At 54.3% G+C, this 23,078-nt stretch carries 13 protein-coding genes; 5 read left to right on the top strand and 8 right to left on the bottom strand.

All coding sequences use genetic code 11. The annotated features are described in order from the left end of the window. Nucleotides 1-5: 5 nt before the first annotated feature. The 3 genes from ABE504_RS27050 to ABE504_RS27040 all read right to left on the bottom strand — a co-directional run bounded on the left by ABE504_RS27050 (nt 6) and on the right by ABE504_RS27040 (nt 2,871). Nucleotides 6-1,358, bottom strand: coding sequence for a sensor histidine kinase (locus ABE504_RS27050; RefSeq protein ID WP_430094869.1), 1,353 nt, complete (start codon nt 1,356-1,358; stop codon nt 6-8). Further along, entirely contained in the window at nt 1,351-2,025 is a 675-nt protein-coding gene (locus ABE504_RS27045) for a response regulator transcription factor (RefSeq protein ID WP_430094868.1), read from the bottom strand. The genes ABE504_RS27050 and ABE504_RS27045 overlap by 8 nt, the downstream gene beginning before the upstream one ends. 390 nt (nt 2,026-2,415) lie before the next feature. Then, the gene (locus ABE504_RS27040; RefSeq protein WP_430094866.1) at nt 2,416-2,871 is read right to left on the bottom strand and encodes a hypothetical protein; all 456 of its coding nucleotides are present in this window, start codon (nt 2,869-2,871) and stop codon (nt 2,416-2,418) included. Nucleotides 2,872-2,935: 64 nt separating this feature from the next. Here ABE504_RS27040 and ABE504_RS27035 point away from each other — a divergent pair, with 64 nt between their 5' ends. The 4 genes from ABE504_RS27035 (at nt 2,936) to ABE504_RS27020 (ending at nt 6,820) form a co-directional block, all read left to right on the top strand. Further along, on the top strand, nt 2,936-3,322 hold the full coding sequence (locus tag ABE504_RS27035; protein WP_430094864.1) for a hypothetical protein: 387 nt from the start codon (nt 2,936-2,938) through the stop codon (nt 3,320-3,322). A 708-nt stretch (nt 3,323-4,030) separates the two neighbouring features. Then, a complete protein-coding gene (locus ABE504_RS27030) occupies nt 4,031-5,323 on the top strand; it encodes an SPFH domain-containing protein (RefSeq protein WP_430094862.1) in 1,293 nt (430 codons plus the stop codon). Between the two features lie 14 nt (nt 5,324-5,337). Further along, nucleotides 5,338-6,081 carry a hypothetical protein gene (locus ABE504_RS27025; protein ID WP_430094860.1) on the top strand — a complete coding sequence of 248 codons (744 nt, stop codon included), beginning with the start codon at nt 5,338-5,340 and terminating at the stop codon, nt 6,079-6,081. Between the two features lie 13 nt (nt 6,082-6,094). Then, nucleotides 6,095-6,820, top strand: a complete 726-nt coding sequence (locus ABE504_RS27020) for a hypothetical protein (RefSeq protein WP_430094858.1) — start codon at nt 6,095-6,097, stop codon at nt 6,818-6,820. 66 nt (nt 6,821-6,886) lie between these two features. Here the strand turns inward: ABE504_RS27020 and ABE504_RS27015 are convergent, their stop codons facing one another. From ABE504_RS27015 to ABE504_RS27000, 4 genes are all read right to left on the bottom strand, one after another. Further along, nucleotides 6,887-9,394, bottom strand: coding sequence for a cadherin repeat domain-containing protein (locus ABE504_RS27015; RefSeq protein WP_430094856.1), 2,508 nt, complete (start codon nt 9,392-9,394; stop codon nt 6,887-6,889). Nucleotides 9,395-9,579: 185 nt separating this feature from the next. Then, the gene (locus ABE504_RS27010) at nt 9,580-18,267 is read right to left on the bottom strand and encodes a PKD domain-containing protein (RefSeq protein WP_430095084.1); all 8,688 of its coding nucleotides are present in this window, start codon (nt 18,265-18,267) and stop codon (nt 9,580-9,582) included. Nucleotides 18,268-18,294: 27 nt separating this feature from the next. Further along, the gene (locus tag ABE504_RS27005; protein WP_430094854.1) at nt 18,295-20,304 is read right to left on the bottom strand and encodes an S-layer homology domain-containing protein; all 2,010 of its coding nucleotides are present in this window, start codon (nt 20,302-20,304) and stop codon (nt 18,295-18,297) included. A 269-nt stretch (nt 20,305-20,573) separates the two neighbouring features. Continuing rightward, complete coding sequence (locus tag ABE504_RS27000; protein ID WP_430094852.1) at nt 20,574-21,035, bottom strand: phage tail protein; 462 nt, start codon at nt 21,033-21,035, stop codon at nt 20,574-20,576. A gap of 202 nt (nt 21,036-21,237) precedes the next feature. Here ABE504_RS27000 and ABE504_RS26995 point away from each other — a divergent pair, with 202 nt between their 5' ends. Further along, nucleotides 21,238-22,503, top strand: a complete 1,266-nt coding sequence (locus ABE504_RS26995) for a PIN-like domain-containing protein (protein WP_430094850.1) — start codon at nt 21,238-21,240, stop codon at nt 22,501-22,503. Nucleotides 22,504-22,671: 168 nt separating this feature from the next. Here ABE504_RS26995 and ABE504_RS26990 read toward each other — a convergent pair whose 3' ends face one another. Beyond that, entirely contained in the window at nt 22,672-23,028 is a 357-nt protein-coding gene (locus tag ABE504_RS26990) for a VOC family protein (RefSeq protein WP_430094848.1), read from the bottom strand. Between the last annotated feature and the right edge of the window lie 50 nt (nt 23,029-23,078).

Here is a 23,078-nt window from a genome sequence, read left to right as displayed (position 1 = left end):
GTACGTCACGCTTGCAAGGGAAGCCGCACCTGAAACGTGCTGCCCGCGCCCTCCTCGCTGTTCACCCGAATCGTCCCCCGGCCCAGGTCCACAATCTGCTTTGCAATCGCCAGGCCAAGGCCGTGCCCGCCGCTTTGACGTGTCCTCGCCTTATCTTGACGGTAAAAGCGGTCAAAAATACGCGGCAGCGCCTCCGCCGCGATACCTATACCGTTGTCCTGCACCTCAATCGTCAGGACGCGTCCGCCTTTCTCCGGCATGGCCGCGAGCCGGACGACAACCTGGCCGCCCTCGGGCGTGTACTTGATCGCGTTCTCCAACAGCAGAACGAGCAGCTGGGTCATTTTCGCGCGATCCCAATCGATCGCGAGCTCGCCCGGCGCGTCCAGCTCCACCGCGAGCGACTTCGCCTGCGCCATGGGGCGCAGCTTCTCGACCACGCTGAGCGCGGCTGCGGTTGCGTCGAAACGCACGACCTCCAGCCGGTCGTCGCCAGAGTCCGAGCGGGCGAGCTGCAGCAGCTCGCCCGTCAGCTTTGTCATCGCGCGGGCCTCCGCTTTCATCCCGTCCAGCACCTTCCGCTCGAACGGATCGCGCTCCTCCAGCTCCAGCGCCTCCATCGAGGTCGTCAGCACGCTGAGCGGCGTGCGCAGCTCATGTGAGGCGTCCGCAACGAATTCGCGCTGCCGCTGATAAGCATGGGCCACCGGCACGATTGCTTTGCGCGACATATAGTGGCTGAGCCACAAGGCAAGCGCGAAGAACGCCAGTGCCAGGCCGACCAGCACTGCCAGCAAGTAGCGGAACAGATTGTGCTGAAACGTCACCTCTTTCCCTACATATAGCTTGCCGATCCGCTTCCCCTGCCACTGCAAGTCCCGGTCTACGACCAGAAAATTCGCGCTTCCGCCAACGGAGGTGTCTCTCGCGTTCGGGTCATCGAACGTTTGCAGCGTCACCTTCTCCATCGACTTCCCATGAAGATGCCCCTGCCCGATCAGCGCCATCACCTGCGCGCGCAGCTCGGACTGCGTCTCGTCGCCGAGCTGCACATTGCCGCTCTCCGCGATCAAATAATAGAACGACTGATCGGCGCTGATGGAGAATTTGTCCTCAATCTCGCGCGGCGGCAGCCGGTTCGGGTTGCTGTCCTGATCCGCCCAGGCTTGCAGGATGCGGATCTCGCTGTCCGCCAGCTTCGTCAGGCGGGCGCGCTGATCGTTCCAGATAAGCAGGTACAGCAGCGCATAGACAATGATGACGAACAGTGTGAGGAATACGATTATCACCCCGCTGTACTGCAGCGTCAGCTTGCGCTGCATGCGGTCGAACACGTTAGGTAAGCTGGCGTTAGGCATCGATTTTATACCCTACCCCTCTCACGCTCTGGATCAGGTCCTGCGCCTCGGAGAATGCCAGCTTCTTGCGAATCAGCTTCACGATGGCGTCAATGGTTTTCAGGTTGACGTCGGCGTCCAGCCCCCAGATGCGGTCGAGGATCAGCTCGCGCGACAGCGTGCGGCCGCGGTTCTGAACCAGCAGGTCGAGAATCTGAAACTCTCGCGGCGACAGCTGCACTTCTCGGCCGCCCTGCATGACTTGCTGGTTCGTCCGCTGCAGCTCCAGATCGCCGATCGTGACAATATCATCCTGCAGCGGCGCAAAATTGCGGCGCATCAGCGCCCGCAGCCGAGCCAGCAGCTCGTCCATCTCAAACGGCTTGATCACATAGTCATCCGCCCCTGCGTCTAGCCCCTCTACCCGGTCCTGCAGCGCATCTTTGGCCGTCAGCATCACGATCGCGCCGCGATAGCCCGCTTTGCGAAGCTTGAGGCACGTCTCCCGGCCATCGCCGTCCGGCATCATCCAATCCAGCACGACGACGTCATAGCTGGAAGCGGTCGCGTAGTCGAACGCGCTGCTCCCCGTCGTCACCCAGTCAACGTCGCCGCCTGTTTTTCGCTTCAGCATGTGCGCCGTCAGCTCGCCAAGCCGCAGGTCGTCCTCGGCCAGCAATATCTTCATGAGCAAGCCCCTCCCGTTTCCGTAGCTACCTAGATTCCTATTGAGGTGAATCATCTCTGTTCCTGCAAATAAGCAGGAATTTTTCGTAAAAGCGGTGTTCTCAACAAAATTCCTGCGATAAAGCAGTTTTTTCAGCCAAATTTGCTCTATAAGCGGAGGCTGACCCAAAATGCCTGCCTAGTCGCAGGAATCCCATCTAATCAAGGAGAGAACGAGGAAAATTCCGCCTTTTTGCAGGCTCCATGCCCGTTCCGAAGGCAATTTCAGATCCTGATCCTCCATGCTTGTGTCTAGAATCAGCCTTTAGGTGCGCGCTTGTTCAACTGGCATTCACCCGTTACCGTGTTTCCAATCTTTATGAAACCAGTATAGGCGATATCGCGCTCGCTTTCACCGTATTTTCACCAAACGCAGGTACGATGGTCTCAAGAAGCACAACACTACTACCTTCGAAAGGATGATAACCATGAAAAAAATGCTCATCACCGGCCTGCTGGCCACTGTCGTAACCGGAGGCACGCTGCTAACCGTGCTGCCGAACAAGGAGGTTTCGGCTGCCCCAGCCGCAGCGGATGCTTCGCAGCCGCCGCCACCGGCTAAAGCCAAGCCGCCAGGGAACCGCCCCAGCCCCGCCGGGCAAGCAGCGGGGGCTGGCAGCGACTGCCCTGCGGCAGGCGCCCAGGCTCCGGGGCAAGCGCCCGCGCAAGGCGCACCGCGCCCGCCGGCGAACGCGCCCGTACCGGGTGCGCCGGCAGACCACGCGCCGCAGCAAGCGGGCAGCGCTGACACCGTGAGCGCGACCGTGGACGGCGCGTACACGGTCACGATCGCCGGCGGGTTCGACACCGACCCGCGCGACCATGGCCGCCCGATCGCGGTGATCGCCGCCGCGCTCGGCGTGCCGGACGAGGTGTTCCGCGAAGCCTTCAGCGGCGTCACCCCGGCCGGGCTGGACCGCGGGCCGACGGCCGAGGAGGCGCAGCGGAACAAAGCAGCCTTGCTGCGCGTGCTCGCGCCGTACGGCATCACCAACGATCGACTGGACGAAGTGTCGAACTTCTATCGCTATAACGGCAGGGACGGCGCCCTCTGGCAGCATACCCTGGCGACCGCAACCCCAGCCGTCACCGATGGTAAAGTGACCGGCGTCACGATCACGAACCCCGGCTCGGGCTATACCAGCGCGCCGACGGTGACGATCACCGGACCGGACGGCACGGTGACGGCGACGGCGAGCGTGGCGTTTACGCGGGATTTTAAAACGAATGGCAGTTTATCTACGATTGCATTGAAGTAAATTCGCGACACGACCAAAAGCCCTCAACCATGTGACGCCCCCTGCAAGTTAGACACGCGCTAACGGGGAAGCGTTCATGATGGGGGCTTTTTCTTTTCATTTGAGAAAAAAACAGTTCGCTCACAATCTGCCACCTTATTAGCCGTACCCACCGGCGCTCGTCAAATGAACTGGAATTTATCCCGTACATTGTTGCATTTCCGACTAAACCGGGGTGCTGAACTGGAATTCTTCCCGTACACTTGCCCTTTTCGGCGGCAATTCCCTCGAAACTGCTGAAATGAGCTGGAGGTTTTCCAGTTCAGCCGCCGCAGGAGCCGTCTTCAGGCCAAATAAACTGGAGGTTATCCAGTTCGTAGACACGCAAAATCGCTCAACTTGCTTGAAATCGTCTGTCTCCCTTCATTGTCAAGGCTCCCTCCACCCCCACTTTTTTACGTCTTGACCCCTAGCGGCGGAAGATCGCCCCACCAGCGTACTCTTGTTCTGCTCTTGAGCATAACTGTACGGCACCCTAACAAATGCAACTGGGCGCTTTGCGACCTCATTATTTTCAGCTAACCTACGCCTGCTTTCCCAGAAAAATTGACAACGAGAAAGGAAAATCTTGTCGATTAGAGAATTAAGTAAAGAAACGAAATTAGGCATTCATGCGTAATATTTACTATACTCATCTGGTTTTAAAGCACTAGGAAAGGAGCTGTTCACGTGGCTATTATCGATCTTGTCAAATACAATGGACCTCCACTCGCTCTGGCATGGAAGTATCCCAACGAGGAGCTTTCGACATGGACCCAATTGATTGTGAACGAGTCGCAGGAGGCGCTTTTTGTCAAAGGCGGTCAAGCGCTTGATCTGTTCGGACCAGGGCGCCATACGCTATCGTCGCAAAACATTCCCTTATTATCCTCCATCATCAACCTGCCTTTCGGCGGCAAATCTCCGTACACAGCGGAAATATGGTTTGTAAACAAGGCGCATACACTTGACATCAAATGGGGGACACCGTCGCCGATTCAGCTGCAAGATCCGAAGTATCAACTGCCGGTATCGGTGCGCGCTTTCGGTCAATTCGGTGTGCAAATCGAGAATACCCGCAAATTTCTGATCAAAATCAACGGAACGCTTCCGGTCTTCGATCAGGCTACCCTGGTCAAGCATTTCAGCGGCGTGCTGCTTATGAACGTGAACAAGCTGATTTCCGGCTATTTGGTACATAACAAAATCAGCATTCTGGACATCAACGCTTATGTTGAAGACATTTCCAAACATATGGAGCAATCGATCGGCCCTGTGTTCGAGGAGTATGGCATCCGGCTCGCCAATTTCAATGTCGTCTCGATTAATATTCCGGACAACGACAACGTAACACAGCGTCTGAAGGACGCCTTGGCCAAACGCGCGGAAATGGACATTCTCGGCTTTACCTACCAGCAGGAACGAACGTTCAACACGTTGGAAGGCGCTGCGACCAAGAATGGCGTGGGCTCGTCCATTATGGACGCAGGTCTCGGGGCTGCTATGGGCATCGGCATCGGCGGCCCGATCGGTCAGAATCTAGCGCAGCTTACCAATCAGCTAACCGTGCAAGATGAGACGCGAGCGTGCTCGAAGTGTCAAGCCGCCAACAAAGCAGACGCTCGATTCTGCTACAGCTGCGGCAGCACGCTTCAATCCAGTGCGCCGATCGCAGAGAAAGTAGCCTGTGACAATTGCGGCAAACCGGTTGACCCGAACTCCAAGTTCTGCTCGCATTGCGGAGATGCCGTCCGTCCTTGCCCAACGTGCAAAGCCGATAATCCTCAGCATGCGCGTGCCTGCGTTAAATGCGGAACCGCCCTGTCCTTGCCTTGTCCACAATGTGGACATGTCGTAGCGCCGGGAGCCAAGTTCTGCCCGGAATGCGGCGGGCATGTAGGTTTACCGCAGTGTGGACAATGCAAGACAGAAGTGCAGCCAGGACAAAAGTTTTGCCTAGAGTGCGGAAATAAACTGTCCTAAAAGGAGGAAGTGCCATGAACTCGTTCGGGTCTTCCCGTAACGCGTCGATTGTTTTCATTTTATCTGTTCTTGTTACGCTTCTGTTGTTTATGGTTTTCCGGCAGGATACGACACCGTGGGGACACTGGCTTGTCTCCCTAGCCGCCATGATCCTGGTGGAGTTGACCGCATTCGGCTACGTCGTGACCGCCATGCGTAACAGCCGCAAATTTCAGATGATCGTACCTGCGTACCTCGGCTCCAGCATTGTCATTATTGCGTACGGTGTCGTCGTCCTGCTGGACATCCTGCTGTTCTGGCTGGTCATCGGAGTTGCTCTTTCCACCTATATCTATCTTCACCTCATCACCGCCGCCCTAGCCGGGATCGGCATCGCCATCATGTCGTCAGCGAAGAACGTTATCGAGCAGCAAGAAGGTAACACCAGATCGCAAACGCAGCTCATGAAGCAGCTCCAGTCGACCATTTTCGCAATCAAGCAGGACTTGGCCGCCCTCGAGCGCACGGACCTGACCGACATTCATCGGATCGTAGCCGAGCTTGAAGAAAACGTGAAATACAGTGATCCTGTCGGACATCCGTCCCTCATTCATTTGGAGGAGGACCTGCTGTGGCAAGCCGGCGAGCTGCATAAATGCGTACGGGAGTTGCTCCGTGACCAGGACAATCCATCGTCGCCTACGATGACCCGGCGCTTGGTGCGCGACATTGTGAACGCGTTAAACAATCGAAATCAGAAGCTGCAACTGCTCAAATAAAGGGGGGACCTGCGTGGCAACCGACAACAAGCCGTCGATCCATGGCGGCATTATCATTGCGACTTTGATTTTCTTTTTTCCAGTTTCTATTGTTTTGATGATTATCCGGTCTGTTAAGCATCGAAACTTAACGCATCTTAGGATTATGGATAAGCAATTTTACGGAGGACTGCTGTTAAGTCTGTTTCTGTTTATGTTCCTTATAATGTTTGTTCAGTCAACCTCCAACTACGATAGGTTCATTAGCTTAATAGCTACTGGTCTAATTTTCCTGCTCCCCAGCCTTCTCAACTTCCGCAGAGCCTCCATTCTAAAAAAAGAGCTGGAGAACCGCATGGAGCAGTATCACTTCATGATCTATGAGCAAGAAGTTTCTCTCATCTCTTACATGGCGGAAGTGGTCAAGCAGAACGTGGAGACGGTGACCAACGAGTTGACCCGCATGGCTGCGCTGGGCCGTCTGCCTGACGCTTACGTGCATCTGCCGACCGGTCAAGTGATTCTGACCAACAGGCAGAAGCCAACCGCATCCTTCTCGGCAACGAACAACCTTACGGTTAACCTCGCCGCCGATCTTCTCGGACTTGCCGCCACGCTTGAGACTGCGCAAGAGCAGCCCAAAGAACCACCGCCACCACCCAAAACGATCGAATGCTTCGGCTGCGGCTCCAAGACGCAATTGCAGCACGGTGAGCAAAAAGAGTGCGCGTACTGCGGATCTCTGCTGCACTATACCTAAGAAAAATGCCCCGGTCATGAGAAATCATGAGAACCGGGGCATTTTTTTGTTCTGCTTTTTCTGACGCTAACGCAGAGTGTCGGATACCGGTGAAATCTGACTGAGCAGCATCTGAACGTCCTCTTGATCGAAGAGGCCGTCCGCATTCACATCCATGTGCCAATCGGGATTCAGGATGATGCCGGCGATATCGTCCACGCCAATTCGGTTGTCTTGCGTGATGTCGAGACTTTTAAAAGTATTCATCGGTCTATACGGAATCTCGCCGTTCAAGTACTGCGTGCTCGTTCTGAAAGCACCGCTTTGCACGGTTATCGAAGCTGACGTTGCATGGAGCAGGACCGGTGACGAGAACCAAAGTTGGATCGTTCTGCCGCTGGCATCGCTTGGATCATAGGCCGCTTCTGCAGCGGTGACGACCGCGCCATTCACAATGATCTGGAAACGACTGGCCTCCATCGCATGCATGCCGTCCAGCTCGGACGATACTCGCAGCGTAATCGCATCGCCAGCCGCATCACCGAAAGCCGATAGGATCGCGACCTCTGTTGTCGCGTTTTCCAGTGCCTGTATGACCGCTTCCGCTGCAAGCAGTGTATCGCTATTCGTGACTAGACTTTGTTGAATCGGCATCAGATTGTCGTATGCGGCACGCGCTGCTTCAACCGCTGTTTTGTCCGCTAACGTTAAGGCCGTTTCGGATGGCAGCAGATCAATATCCTCTATGACCGCCGCAGCGGCAAGCTCGTCCTGCGATTTGATCAGATGGACGATGATCGTTTGCGTTGCCGTACCTCCTCTTTTGTCGATGGCCGTCACTTCGACCTCATAGCTGTTGTTCGCATCCGTATCGCTAGGGTTCTCATAGTCCTGCGGCTCTAGGAAGACCAGCACCCCAGTCACGGCGTCGATGCTGAACTTCGCTTGATCGCTCCCGCCCGAGATGACAAACGTAGTGAACTCCCCTTCCGGGTCCTCGGCCGTGATCGTCGTCACTGCGGTTGTATTCTCTTCCCTATCGAGATTCACGACAGCTGTCCCATCATGTGAGGTCATCACCGGTGGCTGATTGGGAGGCGGCGGCACATCCAGCACAATCGATGCGTTGATAGGGTCGCTTTCATTGCCGACGGCATCTTTTACCTTGGCATAGATCGTCTTCACACCGTTGCCGTCAGGCAACGTGAACGCCTTTGTCTCGCTATAAGCCTCCCAGTCCGTCCAAGTTATGCCATCCTCCGAAAACTGCATCTCCATCGCACCGCTGTTGTCATCAAAGAGCCCTAGCGTCACTTCGCGGGAGTCCGTAAGCTGTGCCCCATCATTGATCATCATAGCGGCTACTGGCGGAGTCTTATCCAAGTTAATCGTCAGGGAGATGGCTGCGCCTTCGTTGCCATAATCATCTTGAAATTGCATATGAACCGTCTTCTCGCCGTCCCCTTCCGAAAGGGCGTACAGTCGAGTCGGCGAATACGGTTCCCAGTCGGACCAGACCGTCTCAGCATCGGAGTAGAACCTCATCCCGGTTGCCCCGGTTCCTCCGTCGTTGAAGGATAATGTGACAACCGCGTCTTTTGTCCAAAGCGCACCGCTATTGATCGTGGCGGTCACGGTCGGCGGCGTATGATCGATATTCTCAACGTACAGCACAGCATTCGACTGATTGCCGGCTTCATCCGTGGCATACGCCGAGATCGTCCGATTCGATGTCAGCACGAACGGCCCCGTATACTCAGCGATGTTATCACCCCACAGCTGATACCTTTTGACCACCGTGTCTCCCGAGAATACGATGGTTACTGTGACTTCCTGTGCACGGTCCGTTGTGGACGGCGTCATGACAGGAGCTGCGGGTGCAATACGATCCAGCACAATCGTCTGCGAGACAGGCGCAGTCTCATTCCCCGCTTCATCCCTGAACTTGGCGTAGATCGTGTAGGACCCGTCCTCATCCGGCAAGCTGTATGTCGTCGGTTCTACCGGCTGCGAGCTACCCCAGGCTACCCCATCAAGCGACAGGTACACCTCACCGCTAACCGTGACATCATCCAGGTATGTAAATACGAGCGAAACCGCTCTATTGTTCGTAGCGTGAGCCCCATTATTCGCCGTAAAAGTTGCCACTGGCGGAGTCGTATCTACAAAACTGTCGCCCGTGGAACCTAACTCCAGCCCTATCGTCGACAGGCCTGCAGCTACGCTATTCACAATATCCGTGATCGTACCGCCATTAAGTGAAAGCGCATTGCTGTTCAACAAGTTAAGGCCGAGAATACTCACACCCAGTGAGGGTGTGTACCGAAACACCAACGTATTCGACTGATCGCCAGATACATAGTGCGCGGTTCCCCCGTTATTTAACGCAATTGTCGGTGTTCCCGTAACCGCAACCTCCGCGTCGAAGGTGACGTAGATGTCGATTGGAGCGCCCAACGAGAACAAGCCGTGCGCAGAAGTTGTGACAGAGACAATTTGCGGAGAACCTTGCGCTGAAGCCAGCACTGGAGCGGCAAGCGTCAGACCCAGCAGCCCGAATGCGATGATGAATAAACGATGCAGATAAGACAGCACAATCATCCCCCCTTTGAGAAATAAGCCGAAACAAGCGTTTGGTTACCTGAATTATACCATATTTCGAGGGGGGTATAGGACTTTTGTCGTATATAAAAGAGAGATTTGTCGATAAATTTTTCATCCGAAAAAATTAAACAAAGCTGGCCCCTGGAGCATACTGGGACCAGCTTGTTTTCTTTTTCCTAATCTTCTTGAATTGGCCGCTCAAAGAAAGGCCGCAATTGTTCAACCTCACCCGCGGAAAGCTGACCGTCGCGATTTAGATCCAGCCATCCAAGCCGCTCCCGCAGGGTGTCGTCCGTTATCGCACTCAGGTCTCCGAGATGGAGCTCCATCAACACGAAGTCGAACAGATCGATCGCTCCGTCTCCGTTGGCATCGCCAGGCAGGAGATCGATCAGGCCGAGCCTTCCGTCGCCGAGCGTAAGTGTCACCCGCTGCTGGCGGGACAGCAGGCCGGGCAGCGTCACCTCCAACAAGTACTCTCCAGGCTGCACGCCCGTAATCCGGAAGCGGCCATCGGTATCGCTCTGACCCTGGAAGGCAGGCTGATCGCCGGTTTTCAGCCCACTAGCGTCGATGTTCCACAACTGCACCTTTGCATTTGGCGCAGTACGCGCAGGCGTTGCACTGTATTCCTGGAGACCCTTGGCCCTGGCCGCCTTGGCACTAAGTGGATCGCTGGTCAGCTCATCCTTGCCCACCAATTCGCCGAAGAAGGCGGATACGGTTCCCGTCACGGCAATGGTGCCGTCCGTGACCGTCAGGTTGGTCTCAGCCCCGAGGCCTAGCAGCTCGGTCGCGGCATCCCCCGTGTACAGGGCCACTTGCGGAGCGGAGAGCCGGATGAAGGTTTCACCCGTTTGCCCAGGCGTCGTACGTATGTTTACAAGTTCAGACTTCGCATCGCTGCCACTTCCCGTACGGATCAGCACAGCCGTCAGGTAGCCATCCGTCAGTGTAGCAGCGGATTCCAATGCCCAACCACTGCCAGCGATTACCTCAGGCTGGTCTCCAAGCAAGGCGGTATCCCAAGGCAGATTCAAAGCGACTTTGCTCACGGGGGAGCCATTCTCCAGCTGCACCGACAGATCCAGAAGCTGATCCTTCACTGCTGTAAGCGAACCGTTAGGGTCGCCGCCTGCCATAGTCAGGATCGGGAGCTTCGTTCCGTTACGGGTAATCGTCGGCAGCGCTTGGTTTTGCGCCTGACCGGCATCCGGAATGCTCACATTGAAGTTGACCTTCTGTCCGGGAGCGACGTTGTCTTTTAAGACCAGCGCCTTGTCTGCAGGCGCCTCCCCGCCAACCGGCGTAGAACGGAAGCCTAATCGAGTGAACTCGAGCGTCACATCTCCGCCATCACCTGTGCCGACCATCGCAAAAGGGAGGTCAGCCCCAGGATCAGGAACGATCATCACTTCAGGTTCTGAATCCGAGCCGGAGTAGTAACCGCCCGGAATGCGCTTGTCAGCCGGCACCTCCTGTCCTGTGCTCGGATCGATGCCAAGTGCATGCCCCTGACCATCTACAACATAAAGGTTTGCAGGGCTTCGGAGCGTCGCCTGCATACCGCCTTTCTTGATCGCTCCTGCCCGATCGGCAGCCAGGGGCGCCAAGATAAAGTTGAAGAGCGGGCCTGCTGAGAGTCGGGAAACAGGCGCGGTCTGGTCAGCCGGCTTCTCGAAGGTCCAGGTCTGACTGAATGCGCCGAAGGCGGCGCGTTCGTTGACGTAGAGCAGGCTTCGAGGGCCGCTGGTCATGCGGACCAAATTCATGGAAACCCCCACCATTTCCGGACCATTGATCAGGGATTGATCTACCAGGTTACCGATACTGGAGACCGTGCCTAAGATCGTTGTGGCCTTATCAACAGCCTGTGCGGCCGGGAGAGCGTCGATCTCCTTGACGAACTCGCCTACCTCTTCAGAGCGCTCCGACACGCCTTTCAGAATCTCTGAAATCGTGTTAAGGGCGATAAGTTTTCCCTGCTTCTCCAGTAATTTTTGGTTGAGCTCCTGGGATACCCCCCTCAAGTCTTGCATGCGCTTGATGACCTCTCCGTACGTATCCGGCGTCCACCAGCGCACCTGCGCATCAGGGGAAATGGAGAGTTCAGCGTACAGTAGCGCATTGCCCAGCGCCTGATCGCTGCCCTCCTTATACGCCTTAAACATCGCGTCCTTAAAAGCGGTCTTAGCCGCATCCTGAAGCGGAGTCGTCACTTGCGTCTCCACTAACTCATTGACCTTCTCGGTTAGCGTCGTCTGCGCTTCATTCAGTCCTTCCTTCATGGCAGCAGCGATCTCCTCGCCGACACCCTCAACCATCTCGGACGAAAGATTGTTGAACCGCCGGAGAACTTGATCTTGGGCCCACTGACGGGCCCGTTGAATTTGACTGTCGAGCCCTTCTCCCAGTCCGTTCTCCAACACTTGATCCAGCGTCTTGCGGTTCTGGATATAAGGAAGTTCACGCATCTTCTTCATGACCAACTCCCCGGCCTTCAGCGAGTCGATCGTGGCCGAGATCGGTCCGACAACCCCATCCCACATACTGTCTGCGGCTGTGTCCAGGAACTGCTTGGCACTGCGGTCGTTGTCCGCCATGAAGTTGGCAACGGCGTACAGTCGGCGAAGCGTCTCCTCTTCATAAGGGCCCGTGGACTCCGTGCCGCCGTTCAATCCCTTATCAAGCACTTTCAGTGCGAACTGCTCAACCTTGATGACTTTGAGTCCATCATGCAGTTCATTGTTCTTCAATGTCTCCAGGCTATTCTTCAAAGAGATGATCAAGCTAGGTGAGATCAAGAAGCCTGTTCCATCCGTTGTGGCATCAGGATGCTTCACCGCGGTAACATATCGGTCGTTCTCACTGACGGAGGCCGTCGTGTGCCACGCACCGCGCCAGCCGCCGCCGGCAACTACAACATCAAGCGTACCGGTCTTGTCTGTTCCGGCTTCGAATTCACCGTTTGCTCCCGTCCGGGCAACCGGTCGGCCATCCACGCGGACGACTGCGCCCTCAGCAGGCAAATCTTTGCCTTCGCCTGGCCGGTAGACCACGCGGCCGCGGATAAAGTGAGTCGGATTCGGAACGGGATCCAGTTCCTCCTCCCCTGCATCACCCCAGAGACCGTCCAGATCTTCCGGCTTATTGCCAGGCGCCTTCAGGTGCCAGACCGTCTCCCACGTCTCGCCGGGAGGCAGGACATCGATAGACCGGGTAGCCTTCTCGTCCTGTTCCAACAGGTGCGGCTCCTTCATCGTCAAGCTGAGGCCATACACCGGTGCATCAACCGTCGTGTTCCGCAGCTTGACCTTCACTTCGGCAACCTCGCCCTCTGTCATTTGGGCTGGGGCCACGATCGTCTGCTCGATGGCCTTGTCGCCGTATACCTTCAGCGGTTTATCGGCTGCCATCTCCACACGCACCGGTGCGGTGTTTCCTCCACCGTATTCCATGTTGCCGGTGAACAGGGCGCGGATATTGTAGCTGCCGTCCTTGTCGCCGCGCAGCATCCAAGAGACTTGACGGGTTTTGCCACCTTCAATATCCAGCACTTTCACCCCAGCGGCAGCCTCGGTCTCCGGGGTATCCACCAAAGCCAGACCGTTGCCGAGTCCATCGGCGTCAAGCGTGATCCGGCCCTGTTTGATCACAAAGCCTGAATCAGACGGATTGTAGACCAGCGCGTCTACCCGGAAAAACTCTTTGAGCCACTTGGCCTCGCCGTCAATCTTGAACAGGGCCACACCGCCGCTGCCACCACTGCCAGGATCGGGCGGGTCGAACAACTTGAAGAAGCAGCCGTACTCATTCTCCTCAAAGCTGTTGGTGTCCGGATTCCACTCCTTGAACTTACAGGTATTGGCTTCTGGACCTACTGGATCCCCATTGGCATTCACATAGCCAGAGCCGCCGCCCCCATCGCCACCGCCTGCACCTGCACCGCAAGGTTGATCCCCATTCGAGCAGGAGATTTTAATTTCAATTTTTTTCACCCTCTGATTCTCGGGTTTGTTGATGTCGATACCTAGTGCCTTGACCTCATCCAGTGTTAACCGGCGGGTGGTCAGTTCGCCTACAGCGAGCTCGCCCTTCTTCAGAAACACGCTTTTCGGCTCCTGGCCGGTCAGCGGAATGCTCACCTGCTGGGAAGATCCTAGATAGCCCTTCTTGTAGAGGGAGAGAAACACAGTTTCCCCAGGTACGGCGTAAATCTCTAAAGGTTCTTCGTCGGCGATCAACGTCTGTGTCCCGTCCGAACTCTTAACGGCGACGGTTACTCCGCTGAGAGGGAGACCGGTGTCCACATCTTTGACAGTTAACACGACGGACGGTTTGGCCGCATCAAGGATTTCGACGATCATCATCCCCGTGCCCGTGTTCCCTGCATGATCTCTTGCTTTTAAAGTAGCCGCATAGATACCCGCCTCGGTATACACATGCGTGACCCGACGGCCTGGCAGCACGGGATAACTATCCCCGGGATCCCAAGAAAAATCGGTAATCTCCACATTATCCGTCGAGAGGTTCCCGTCCGTCAGCAGCACCGGTGCCACCGGCAAGTTGTCGCCGGCACGGGGCTGAAGCCGCTTCGTCACGCGCTTGACCGGAATTCGCACCTCAGGCGGTGTCTTGTCTTCGCCAACCAACACCTCATCGGTGTTTGCAGCGCCGATGCTGACATTACCAGCCTTATCGACAGCCCGTACCGCATAGCGATAACGATGCAGCGGCACAAGGCCGTCGGAATCCGAGTAGGTCAGTGTGTCCGAAGGGAGCGTTGCGATGACGGACTGGGCCGCCCCTTCGATGCGGATGAGTTGGTAATTCGCTGCATCGGCAGAAGGGCTGGCTGTCCAGGAAATATCGACCTGGAGCTTGCCTTCGAGCACTGACGCCGAAGCACTGGCAGGCGCATCCGGCGGAGCGTTGTCAACACCGGCATTAAAGAAGAGGGGCTGGGACTCATTACCCCAATAGTCAACGGCGATCATTTCTAGCTCATACTCGTCATCGGGCAGGCCCGTGGTGTCCCAATCCACCGAGGCTTCACCGGAGTGCGTACCCGCGTTAGCCGACAGGGTCGTGAGGACCGTTCCACTAGAATTCGCCACCTTGATCATCACCCTGCGAACACTTTGATTGTCGCTGAATGGCAGCTGTATTTTGACCCTTCCGCGAATCGAAGCGCCCGAAATCTTCCCTCCGACTAGCGGAGCCTCGACCGTAGGGGGCGTTTCATCGGGCTCCAAGATGACGGATGCAATTTGGTTACCTGCGCTAAGGCTGTCGAACGGATCGAGAACCTTGACTCTGTAATAGAGCGTGCTGCCCTTGGCCAGACCGTCCGGCACATCGGTAAAGACCGGCTCCTTGATCTGAGTGACGCGCCCGGCATATTGCCATTCTTCGGCCGTTGGCTCACCACCTTGAGGAACAACCTGGCGCTCCACTTGATACTCATTGACGATGCGCACCGCCGGCCACTGCAGCTCTACGCGAGGGGCTGGATTCACCTCATCCGGCGGCAGGTAGGCGGCTGAGAGCTCAGACGGGTCAACCGGCTCTCCTGTCGCCACCACCGCTTCTATGAGCCCACTCGAATAAATGCCGTCGACTGTTCCATAACTGACATTACCGGCGAGGTCCTTCGCAACCATCCGAAATTGGTAGAGGCCATCCACCAACTGGCTAACGTCCATGGCGCCCTGCCAAGTCACGCCGACTCCAGGCCAATCGACTTCGGAACCGATAGGGTTCCATTCTCCCCAGATTCGCTGTCCTTCCGCATCAACACCTGTCGAGAGACGCTCTTCTACCTGAGCAGAAGCGAGACCAATGCCGTCATCGTACGCATCAAAATAAACAGTCTGGGTTCCGCGCACGTAAATTTTATAGTCTTGGTCATAGTATCCGTCGGCGTCTGAGTTCAACGTCAATCTCAGAGACTGCGGCGGTGTCGTGTCTGCGCTGCCGCCGCTAAGATGATAGGTTGTGATCTTTGCTTCAGAGCGATTGTTGCTCAAATCCACCGCTATGGCTCTTATCTCATAATCTGCGGTTGGCAGATTCGTCGCCTGCCAGAAGACGGGCGACTGTATCCCCGTTGTGGGATCAAACCAAGTGGAACCAATGTCTTGCCAGATCGAGGCTCCCTTGAGCCGGTAGCCGAACTCCACGCGAGCCAAACTGCCTGCAGCTTGCCCTGCCATATCCGCAGCCACACCTGTGAAGCTAATCGGATGGGCCGTGTCCAGAGGACCAGGGGCAGGAACGACCTCTCCGCTGCCGTCCTCGGACTGGCGGGCTTCCATGCCTGTTACGGTCGGCGGAGTACTATCTACCATAAATTCAGCGGTGCCGGTATTGACTCCGCCTACATTATCTGTCGCGCGAAGTTCAAACGTATATCGACCCTGAGCCAGCCCCGGGAACAAGGCAACAGGATCGGTCGAAAAGCCGGCATAAGCTTTCCCAAGGTTCTCCGCTATAGGCGCTGTCAGATTGACCCAGTCATTCGTACCGGCCAACCGGACTTCCAGTTTGGTCACCTGCTTAGGCTCCAGCACCGAAGCGCCGCCGCTGATGATCCACTTCCCCGGCACCTGCCAGTCGGCGTTTGCACTAGCGGACACCTCTGGCGGCGTCGCACCCTTAATGCGAATCACGCGAGTTGCAGCAGCGATCCCCGGCTCGTCCGTGTAGGTCGCCGTGACCGTCACATCACCTGCGCCCTGAGCCACGAGATGGCCCCATTGGTCAATGGTTGCCTGTCCGCCATTGCTGGCTACGCTCCAAGTCACATTCAGACTGCGGCCCGTGACATTGTTATTGGGATCTAAACCTTCTGCATAGTCCCGTGCATCGAGATCAATCGGCTCCCCGAGCGGTACTTCAATCGGGCCGGCTTGATCCACTTTAACGGACCCGCTTCCGTCCACTTTCGTAATCACGACCTCCCTGACTTCAGGAAGGGTCATTGAGATCGTGTAGGATAACGGACCCGCGACGCTATCGTTTCGTACGAGTTTCACGTACCCGTTATCGGAGTAAAGCTTTTCCAGGCTATTCGCATAAAGGCGCTCGTCTTTATCGGCGGTTGACTGGGCATCCATGCCGAAGATCGGCTGCTGCCAGCAAGCACTGCCGCCATATATGCCCCCGCAACCCAGCGAGAGTACTGCGTAGGATCCATCGGGACCATTTAAAGCGACCTGCAAGTCCACGCTGGTTTGTTGATGAATACCGAGTAGGAGCGGAACCTGCAGCACCTCATCCGGAAGCAGCTGCCCTTGTAAATTAACCGACCGACCTGGATAAAGCTGTCCTTTGCCCACATCAAGCTGCCAGGTTGCCCGAAGCGGTGCCCCCGGATAAACTGTCAGCGTAGAAGGGCCTCCGGCGATCGGCAAAAGTGGAGCAGGAGCGCTGCCGCCGGCACTATCTGTACCGTGAACGGGAAACACAAGTGAGCCCCAGGTCAAGCTTGCCTTCTCCGCACTTGACCTCGCCTGCACCGGATACCAGCCTTGACGCGGCATATAGAGCGACAAGCCGTCTGGCTGAGCGTAGGAATCCGGATCCTCCACGGCCACTGTTCCCTGCAGGGTGAGCGGATCTTCGCCCAGGTTGCTCAGTGGACGGATTGCGACCTGATAGCCTTCTTTTATCGCCGTGGATCCGTCAAACGAGAGAATTTCCCCGCCCCCCAAGTTCTGGACAAACGTCTCCGTAGCGCCCCCTGTCAAGGTGCGGGTTTTCCCACCGATGGTTAGGCTGGCTGCGGTGTTGTAAGTGGCGTTCGTGACTGAACTCGCGGTGAACAAGTAGGGGCCAACCAGAGTAGGCGGTACTTTGAGTGTAAAATCTTTTGAAGTCACGATTTCCAGCCCCCCATTCGAGGGGTCATCGGCCTGTGTCCACGGCATCATGGAGACGGATGCCGACAGCATGGCGCCCGGGTCCGCAGGGAGCGGTTCCTCAGCTCCTCCGGGTTTGGATTGCTGAAGGGTCAACTCCCATTCACCTGCCGTGAGATAAAAGGGATACTTCTGGCCGGCGATCAGACTCGCACTAAGCATCTCTACGATGCTCTCGTCGGGAAAGGTCCCACTGATCCGACTCAACTGAACGGATGTGTGTCCAACCAGGGCAGAAGCTGATAGCCGGTAGAGACCGGACGTATTCAGGGTAAAACGCCTGCTGCTGCTCATTTCGATGGAGCCAAGGAAGGCTTGCTTGGCTGGGAACGTCCCCATGTCCAGGGTCATGCCTTCTGCTGGCATAGGGGTCCTTGGCCGAATGGTGACGGTATATGGCAGATCCCCGGTGACGTACGGCTCCTGGCCAGAATCAGTTAGCCCTCCGCCGAACAGCACAGCAGAAATCTCTATTAAATTCTGCCCAGGCAGCACGAAGCCGGTGGTGATGTAATGACTTCCTGCAGGTGCCAAAGGAAGTCTAAGCCACGGTACATCCATATCATAATCCCACTGACCCGGACTAGCGGGAGATGCAATCTGATGACTGCTGAGCAGGGAGAGACCACCTACGGCACTGCTGGCCGTAGCAAGCTCTATCTCGACTAGGGCCGGGGCTGCCCCCGTATGGTAATAGGGCAGCTGGACTGAACTGTAGGGGTTGTTTTGAGTAACCGTCAGTGTCCCTGCCGAGGTAATGGTCTGGACTGCCAGGTCGGCCTGTTCTCCACGTGGGAGCGGAGACGAAACTTCGTCTGAAGCTGCGGCGCTGACGACAGCGCTGTCAACAGAGAAAGCTTCCGGAACCATGCCCGTTAGCAGTAACGCGATAAGGACGCTTGCGATTAAACGGCGAGAGCGATTGAATAACCGATTCAACATGCGGTGCACCAGTCTTCATCCCCTTTTCTACTTGGTGGCGTTAATAAATTGCACAGCGGTCAGAAACCGCCGGATCATCACGACGGCTTCAGCTCGATTCGCAGAAGCGGAAGGCTGGAAGCTGCCATCGGTATAGCCCGTGACCACACCCGTCATCACAGCCCGGGCTATAGCGGAGCTAGCCCAGCCGTCGATCGCATCGCGATCAGCCAGACGGGAAAGGGCTGCCTGTACTTCATTCGGCTGGAGCACGGCTTTCTTGTTGGCCATATCCATCGCTCGGCCGACCATCACAGCCAGATCCTGCCGGTTGATCGGCGCGTCCGGCGCAAATGTTCCGCCTGGATACCCATTGGCCAGTCCATAAAACGCGGCTAAGCGAACTGTGTCATGGTACCAATCAGCAGCAGCAACATCCGCAAATACCGGAGCCGCTGATGGAACAGCCTGGCCCTCCAGACCGAGCGCCCGAACTAGCAGCGTTGCGAACTCTGCTCTGGTAACGTTGCCGTCAGGGTTAAACCGCCCTTCCTCCTGCCCGGTGACAATTAATTTCGAGGTCATGGACTCGATGTCGGAACGGGCCCAGTGATCGCGGATGTCCGCGAATGTCCGCGTCTGCTCCACCACGACATAGACACTGTCGCCGTTCCGCCGCATCACTGCACTCTGATTGCCGTCCGTGTCGGTCGTGAACAGCGTTGGCACATGGTGATACGCTGTACCGTCAAAATAAGCGCCGGTAGAAAGAGCGGGATCAACCGTATGCGTGAGCGGCACCGTACGTTCGGCGAAGCTATATCCGTATGTTCGGGTGGTGACGACCCGGCCGTCTGCCGACGCCTCGATCCGGAAGTCCATTGGGCGGCTCGCCGTCTGCAAACCCTCGGCCTCCGCCCGTTGGGCTGCAGCGTCTGCTATGGCTGCAGGCGGCGGCTCCATGACGATCCGTACGACAATCTGCCCAGGCGCCGGCGGAGTACCGCCATCTTTAGCAAGAGCCGCGGCTAACGCCTTCAAGTCAATCGCCGATGCAGGAATCCGAAATCCGGTGCTACCGGATACAACTTCCAGATCGGTCTGGCGTTCGGCGGCGCGCTCAACGATGGAAGCGCTCGCTTCAACCTGGATCGTATCGCCAGGCTCCGCGACATCGATGCGCAAGATGCTTGGGCCGGCCAGCCCATCCAGTACCGCGTCAGCTCCAGCCTGGTCAAACGTCACCGTAACTGTGGCATGTCCTGTTCCGGCATCCACGTTCGTCTTTGAAACAGTGGCCTGCCCGAGGTCTACAACTGGCAAAGGTTGTGTCGTATTCTCGCCCTGCGTCCCCGTCTGGGTTCCGGATTGAGTCCCGGTTTGAGCTCCGTTCTGGGTTCCAGTCTGAGTTCCACTCTGGCCCCCGGTTGGGTTGCCGGTCTGATCCCCGGTTCCAGTCCCCGTCTGGCCGCCAGTACCACCGGTTCCACTTTGAGAGGCGGACACCTTCAAGGCAACCTGCGCACCCGAGCCCGTTACCTCCGCTATAGCCGAAGCCGCACTGTTGGCAAGCTGAACATCTTCAAGTTGGACCGTTGTATCGCCCTCGGTTAAAGCCTTAAATCGGAACCCGGCTAATTTACCCTGCCCGGATGCCCCCGCACCGGTACTTCCCCGAACAGCAGCAACTTCAATCCGGCCAGGCGATGTTTCTTCATTAATGACAACTAGTGCATCAGAGCCTAGAATCAGGCCAGCTCCAGCTGCCGGACCACCCGCGGTCGATTCCAATTGCAATCTGGCTGTATCGTAAACCAATGTGAAGCTGTATCCATATATACGAGGAACATCCGTGGTCTGGACGTTAATATTGACGGCCTCTCCACTGCTCACCGTGGATGATTCCGCAGTTACACTTACAACAGGACCCGCGGCCTTCACGCCTAGCGGCAATAGCGCCCCTATACACGCAAGTAGAATAAAAACCACCACGAACTGTGGCATCTTCCCCCTCGGTTTCTCTAGATGTCTCTTGCTTAATCGCATTCTGCTGTTCAAGCTAGCATCCTCCTTTTGAAATTTATATAAAAGTGCGTTAAACCAATATTTGGGAATTTATATACCTTTTATTAAATCCAATTACCCACTCAGTTTTAGTTTTATAGTACTGCACGACTATTTTAATAGATGCAAGATGAAAATAGTGTCATTTTTTGAATAAAAATATGTCGAATACTAGGAAGTATTTGGATATCCCCTTCTATCCCCCAAAAAAAAAAGCAGCTGCCCTTAGGCAACTGCTCCTTATTCCTTTTACGACGACTCTCTTAATATTCGCCTTTGATCACAAAAAACGAACCCCGAATCGTTCCTGCCAAGGCAGACTTCTGCCTAGCGAACTTAAACTTCCCTTCTAGCTCCTGCGGTACCTCCATCCCCTCAGAAAGCTTAAACCCAACGGCCCGCTTTTTCGGGTCATCCACCGTATACATGACGTTGATCGAAAGACCATCCTCATAGAATACGTAAGCAAATTTTATATTTTCCACTTGAAAACGCGACGTTTCTAAAGGTTTGGCCGCAAACGCAATATCACGCTCTTTCAAAACGCGGTTCACATACTCAAGGGTCTCCTGACTTTCACTAGCCGGTACAACCGTAAATTCATGCTTGTATTTGTTCATAAAATAACGGGCTTCATTGGCACGCAAACCAGCAAGCGCCTCTGCTACAGGTGAGGACTCTAAACCGACCGTGGACACTTTTTTAAAATCGACGATATAGGACATGTTCATCCCTCTTTTTCATTTTAGTACGAGCCTAAAATTACTTTACCATAATTACACATTATAAAAAACTTGCCGCCTATTTGTGATAGGGTTCGCTTGGTTGTAACGGATAATTCTGCAGAAATTAATATTTACTCCTCACCCCTAAATTTATGATAATATTTACCAATGTGAATGATGTCTTAGAGAGTGGGTCTATTGAATGAAAACTGAAAAAATAGAAAGTTACTTTAAACCATCTGTTGAACGGGAAAAAAATATGTGGCAGGATTGTGTCTTTGTTTTTGATACCTCGGCGCTTTTAGAATTTTATTACTTTTCAAAAAAATCCCAGCAAGAGATATTTGATAGTACGTTCAAGAAGTTACTCGGAAGGTTATGGATCCCCAACCACGTTGAATTCGAGTATTTAAAAAATAGAGAGAGTACTTTAAAAAAACCAATTGAGGAAAAATATAAGAAACTCGAAAGTGACCAGATCAAAACAATTGAAAATAACATAAAAGACATTAAAAGTAGAATTGCTGATTTTATCAATCACACAAAAAAAGAAGATACTCATCCATACATTGATAATACCATTCCATTAGATTTCGATGATTCTTGTAAAAAATTTGAAAGTTTATTTTTTGATTTCAAATCTAAAGTTGAATCAGAATTTAAAAAACGCGAGGATGAAATTAATGCTTTCGCTGAGCAAGATGATGTTCTTGAATCATTTAACAAATATTTTGAAGTAGGAAAAGAATATAGTTATACAAAGTTACTTGAGATTGTGAATGAAGGGGAAATTCGCTATAGAAATCAAATTCCACCAGGTTATAAAGATGGGACAAAAAAAGAAGGCATACAGAAATATGGTGATTTAATTATTTGGAAGCAAATAATAGACTATGCCAACCAAAAAGGAAAAGCTATTGTTTTCATTACAAATGATGTTAAAGAGGATTGGTGTTACCAATATAAGCGAGGTAGTGAAACAAGAATTGATAGACCTAAAGAGGACTTAATTAAGGAAATAAATGATATTGCGAGAGTTGACTTTTGGATGTATACGTTTTCTCAATTCTTGTATTCTGCTAAAGAAATATTGGGTACTAATCTTACCCAAGAAGTCATTGATGAAGCAAAAACTACAAAATCCTCAAGCAAATCTGCACGTGTCAGATACGATGGTTATTATAGAACTTTGACAGACGACTTTAATAATGATGTTGACGATATTTCACATTATGAATACTATTATTATTTCTACGATGACGGCCGAGTAGAAACTAAGGATGGTAAAAGTGATGAAATTACAACAGGCCACTATAGACTTAATGGTGACCAAATTGAAATTAAGATTTCCTACCCTAAGGCGGATGTACTAATGATTGGCTCAGTTAACGAGGAGTTTATCAAATTATCTTGGTCAAATGATGAACACTCTGGAACTGAAAGGGGATTTTTCTATCCGGTAAGCTAAGCATAGAACAAAGGCATTTTTTAAATCTCCTTGTTTCCTCTCCATATACAAAATGAGTCGGATAATCTCTTAGAAACTTGCCGTTGCTTAAGCGCTTTACCTGCTTGTCACGGCAAATCCAAGGCCATCCTTGAGCGGATGGCCTTATCTTAACATTTTGGTCTTCACTCACCCCTCTAGATCGTAAGCTGTGGGATGAAGCGGCTGGTAGAGAGGAAGATCAGCGCCGCTAGGAAGCTTAATAGAGGCAAGCCTCCCCCATCTCTGGTTGCTGATTGGCTCCGAGATTGTCACGCCCTTCGCGGATAATTCCGTCATTGTTTTTTCGATGTCTTCACACATCAAATAGAACTCGTGCTTGCTTACTCCCTCTGTAGGATGTACAGCAATCTCGGCAGGAGGCAGTTTGAATATCAACCACCCGCTGCCAGCGTCAACGCCAGCGAATCCGAGCACATCCCGGATGAAAACCCGGTCCGCCTCCGCGTCGGTACTATAGAAAATAATGTGTGCTGCATTGAACATCTGTTTATCTCCACTTCCCTTCCACGAACGGTCTCCTTTCCTTAGTATTC

It is taken from the genome of Paenibacillus oryzisoli (genome assembly GCF_050467285.1).
GTDB classification, from domain to species: Bacteria; Bacillota; Bacilli; order Paenibacillales; family NBRC-103111; genus Paenibacillus_E; species Paenibacillus_E oryzisoli_A.
The sequence above is the reverse complement of the archived record's forward strand: the minus strand, read 5'-3'. Positions and strand labels throughout refer to the sequence as shown.

Coding starts and splice junctions, on each gene's coding strand:
- ABE504_RS27025 (WP_430094860.1), top strand. CDS start 5,338: ATGAACTCGTTCGGGTCTTCCCGTAACGCGTCGATTGTTTTCATTTTA.
- ABE504_RS27000 (WP_430094852.1), bottom strand. CDS start 21,035: ATGTCCTATATCGTCGATTTTAAAAAAGTGTCCACGGTCGGTTTAGAG.
- ABE504_RS26990 (WP_430094848.1), bottom strand. CDS start 23,028: ATGTTCAATGCAGCACACATTATTTTCTATAGTACCGACGCGGAGGCG.
- ABE504_RS27045 (WP_430094868.1), bottom strand. CDS start 2,025: ATGAAGATATTGCTGGCCGAGGACGACCTGCGGCTTGGCGAGCTGACG.
- ABE504_RS27010 (WP_430095084.1), bottom strand. CDS start 18,267: ATGTTGAATCGGTTATTCAATCGCTCTCGCCGTTTAATCGCAAGCGTC.
- ABE504_RS26995 (WP_430094850.1), top strand. CDS start 21,238: ATGAAAACTGAAAAAATAGAAAGTTACTTTAAACCATCTGTTGAACGG.
- ABE504_RS27050 (WP_430094869.1), bottom strand. CDS start 1,358: ATGCCTAACGCCAGCTTACCTAACGTGTTCGACCGCATGCAGCGCAAG.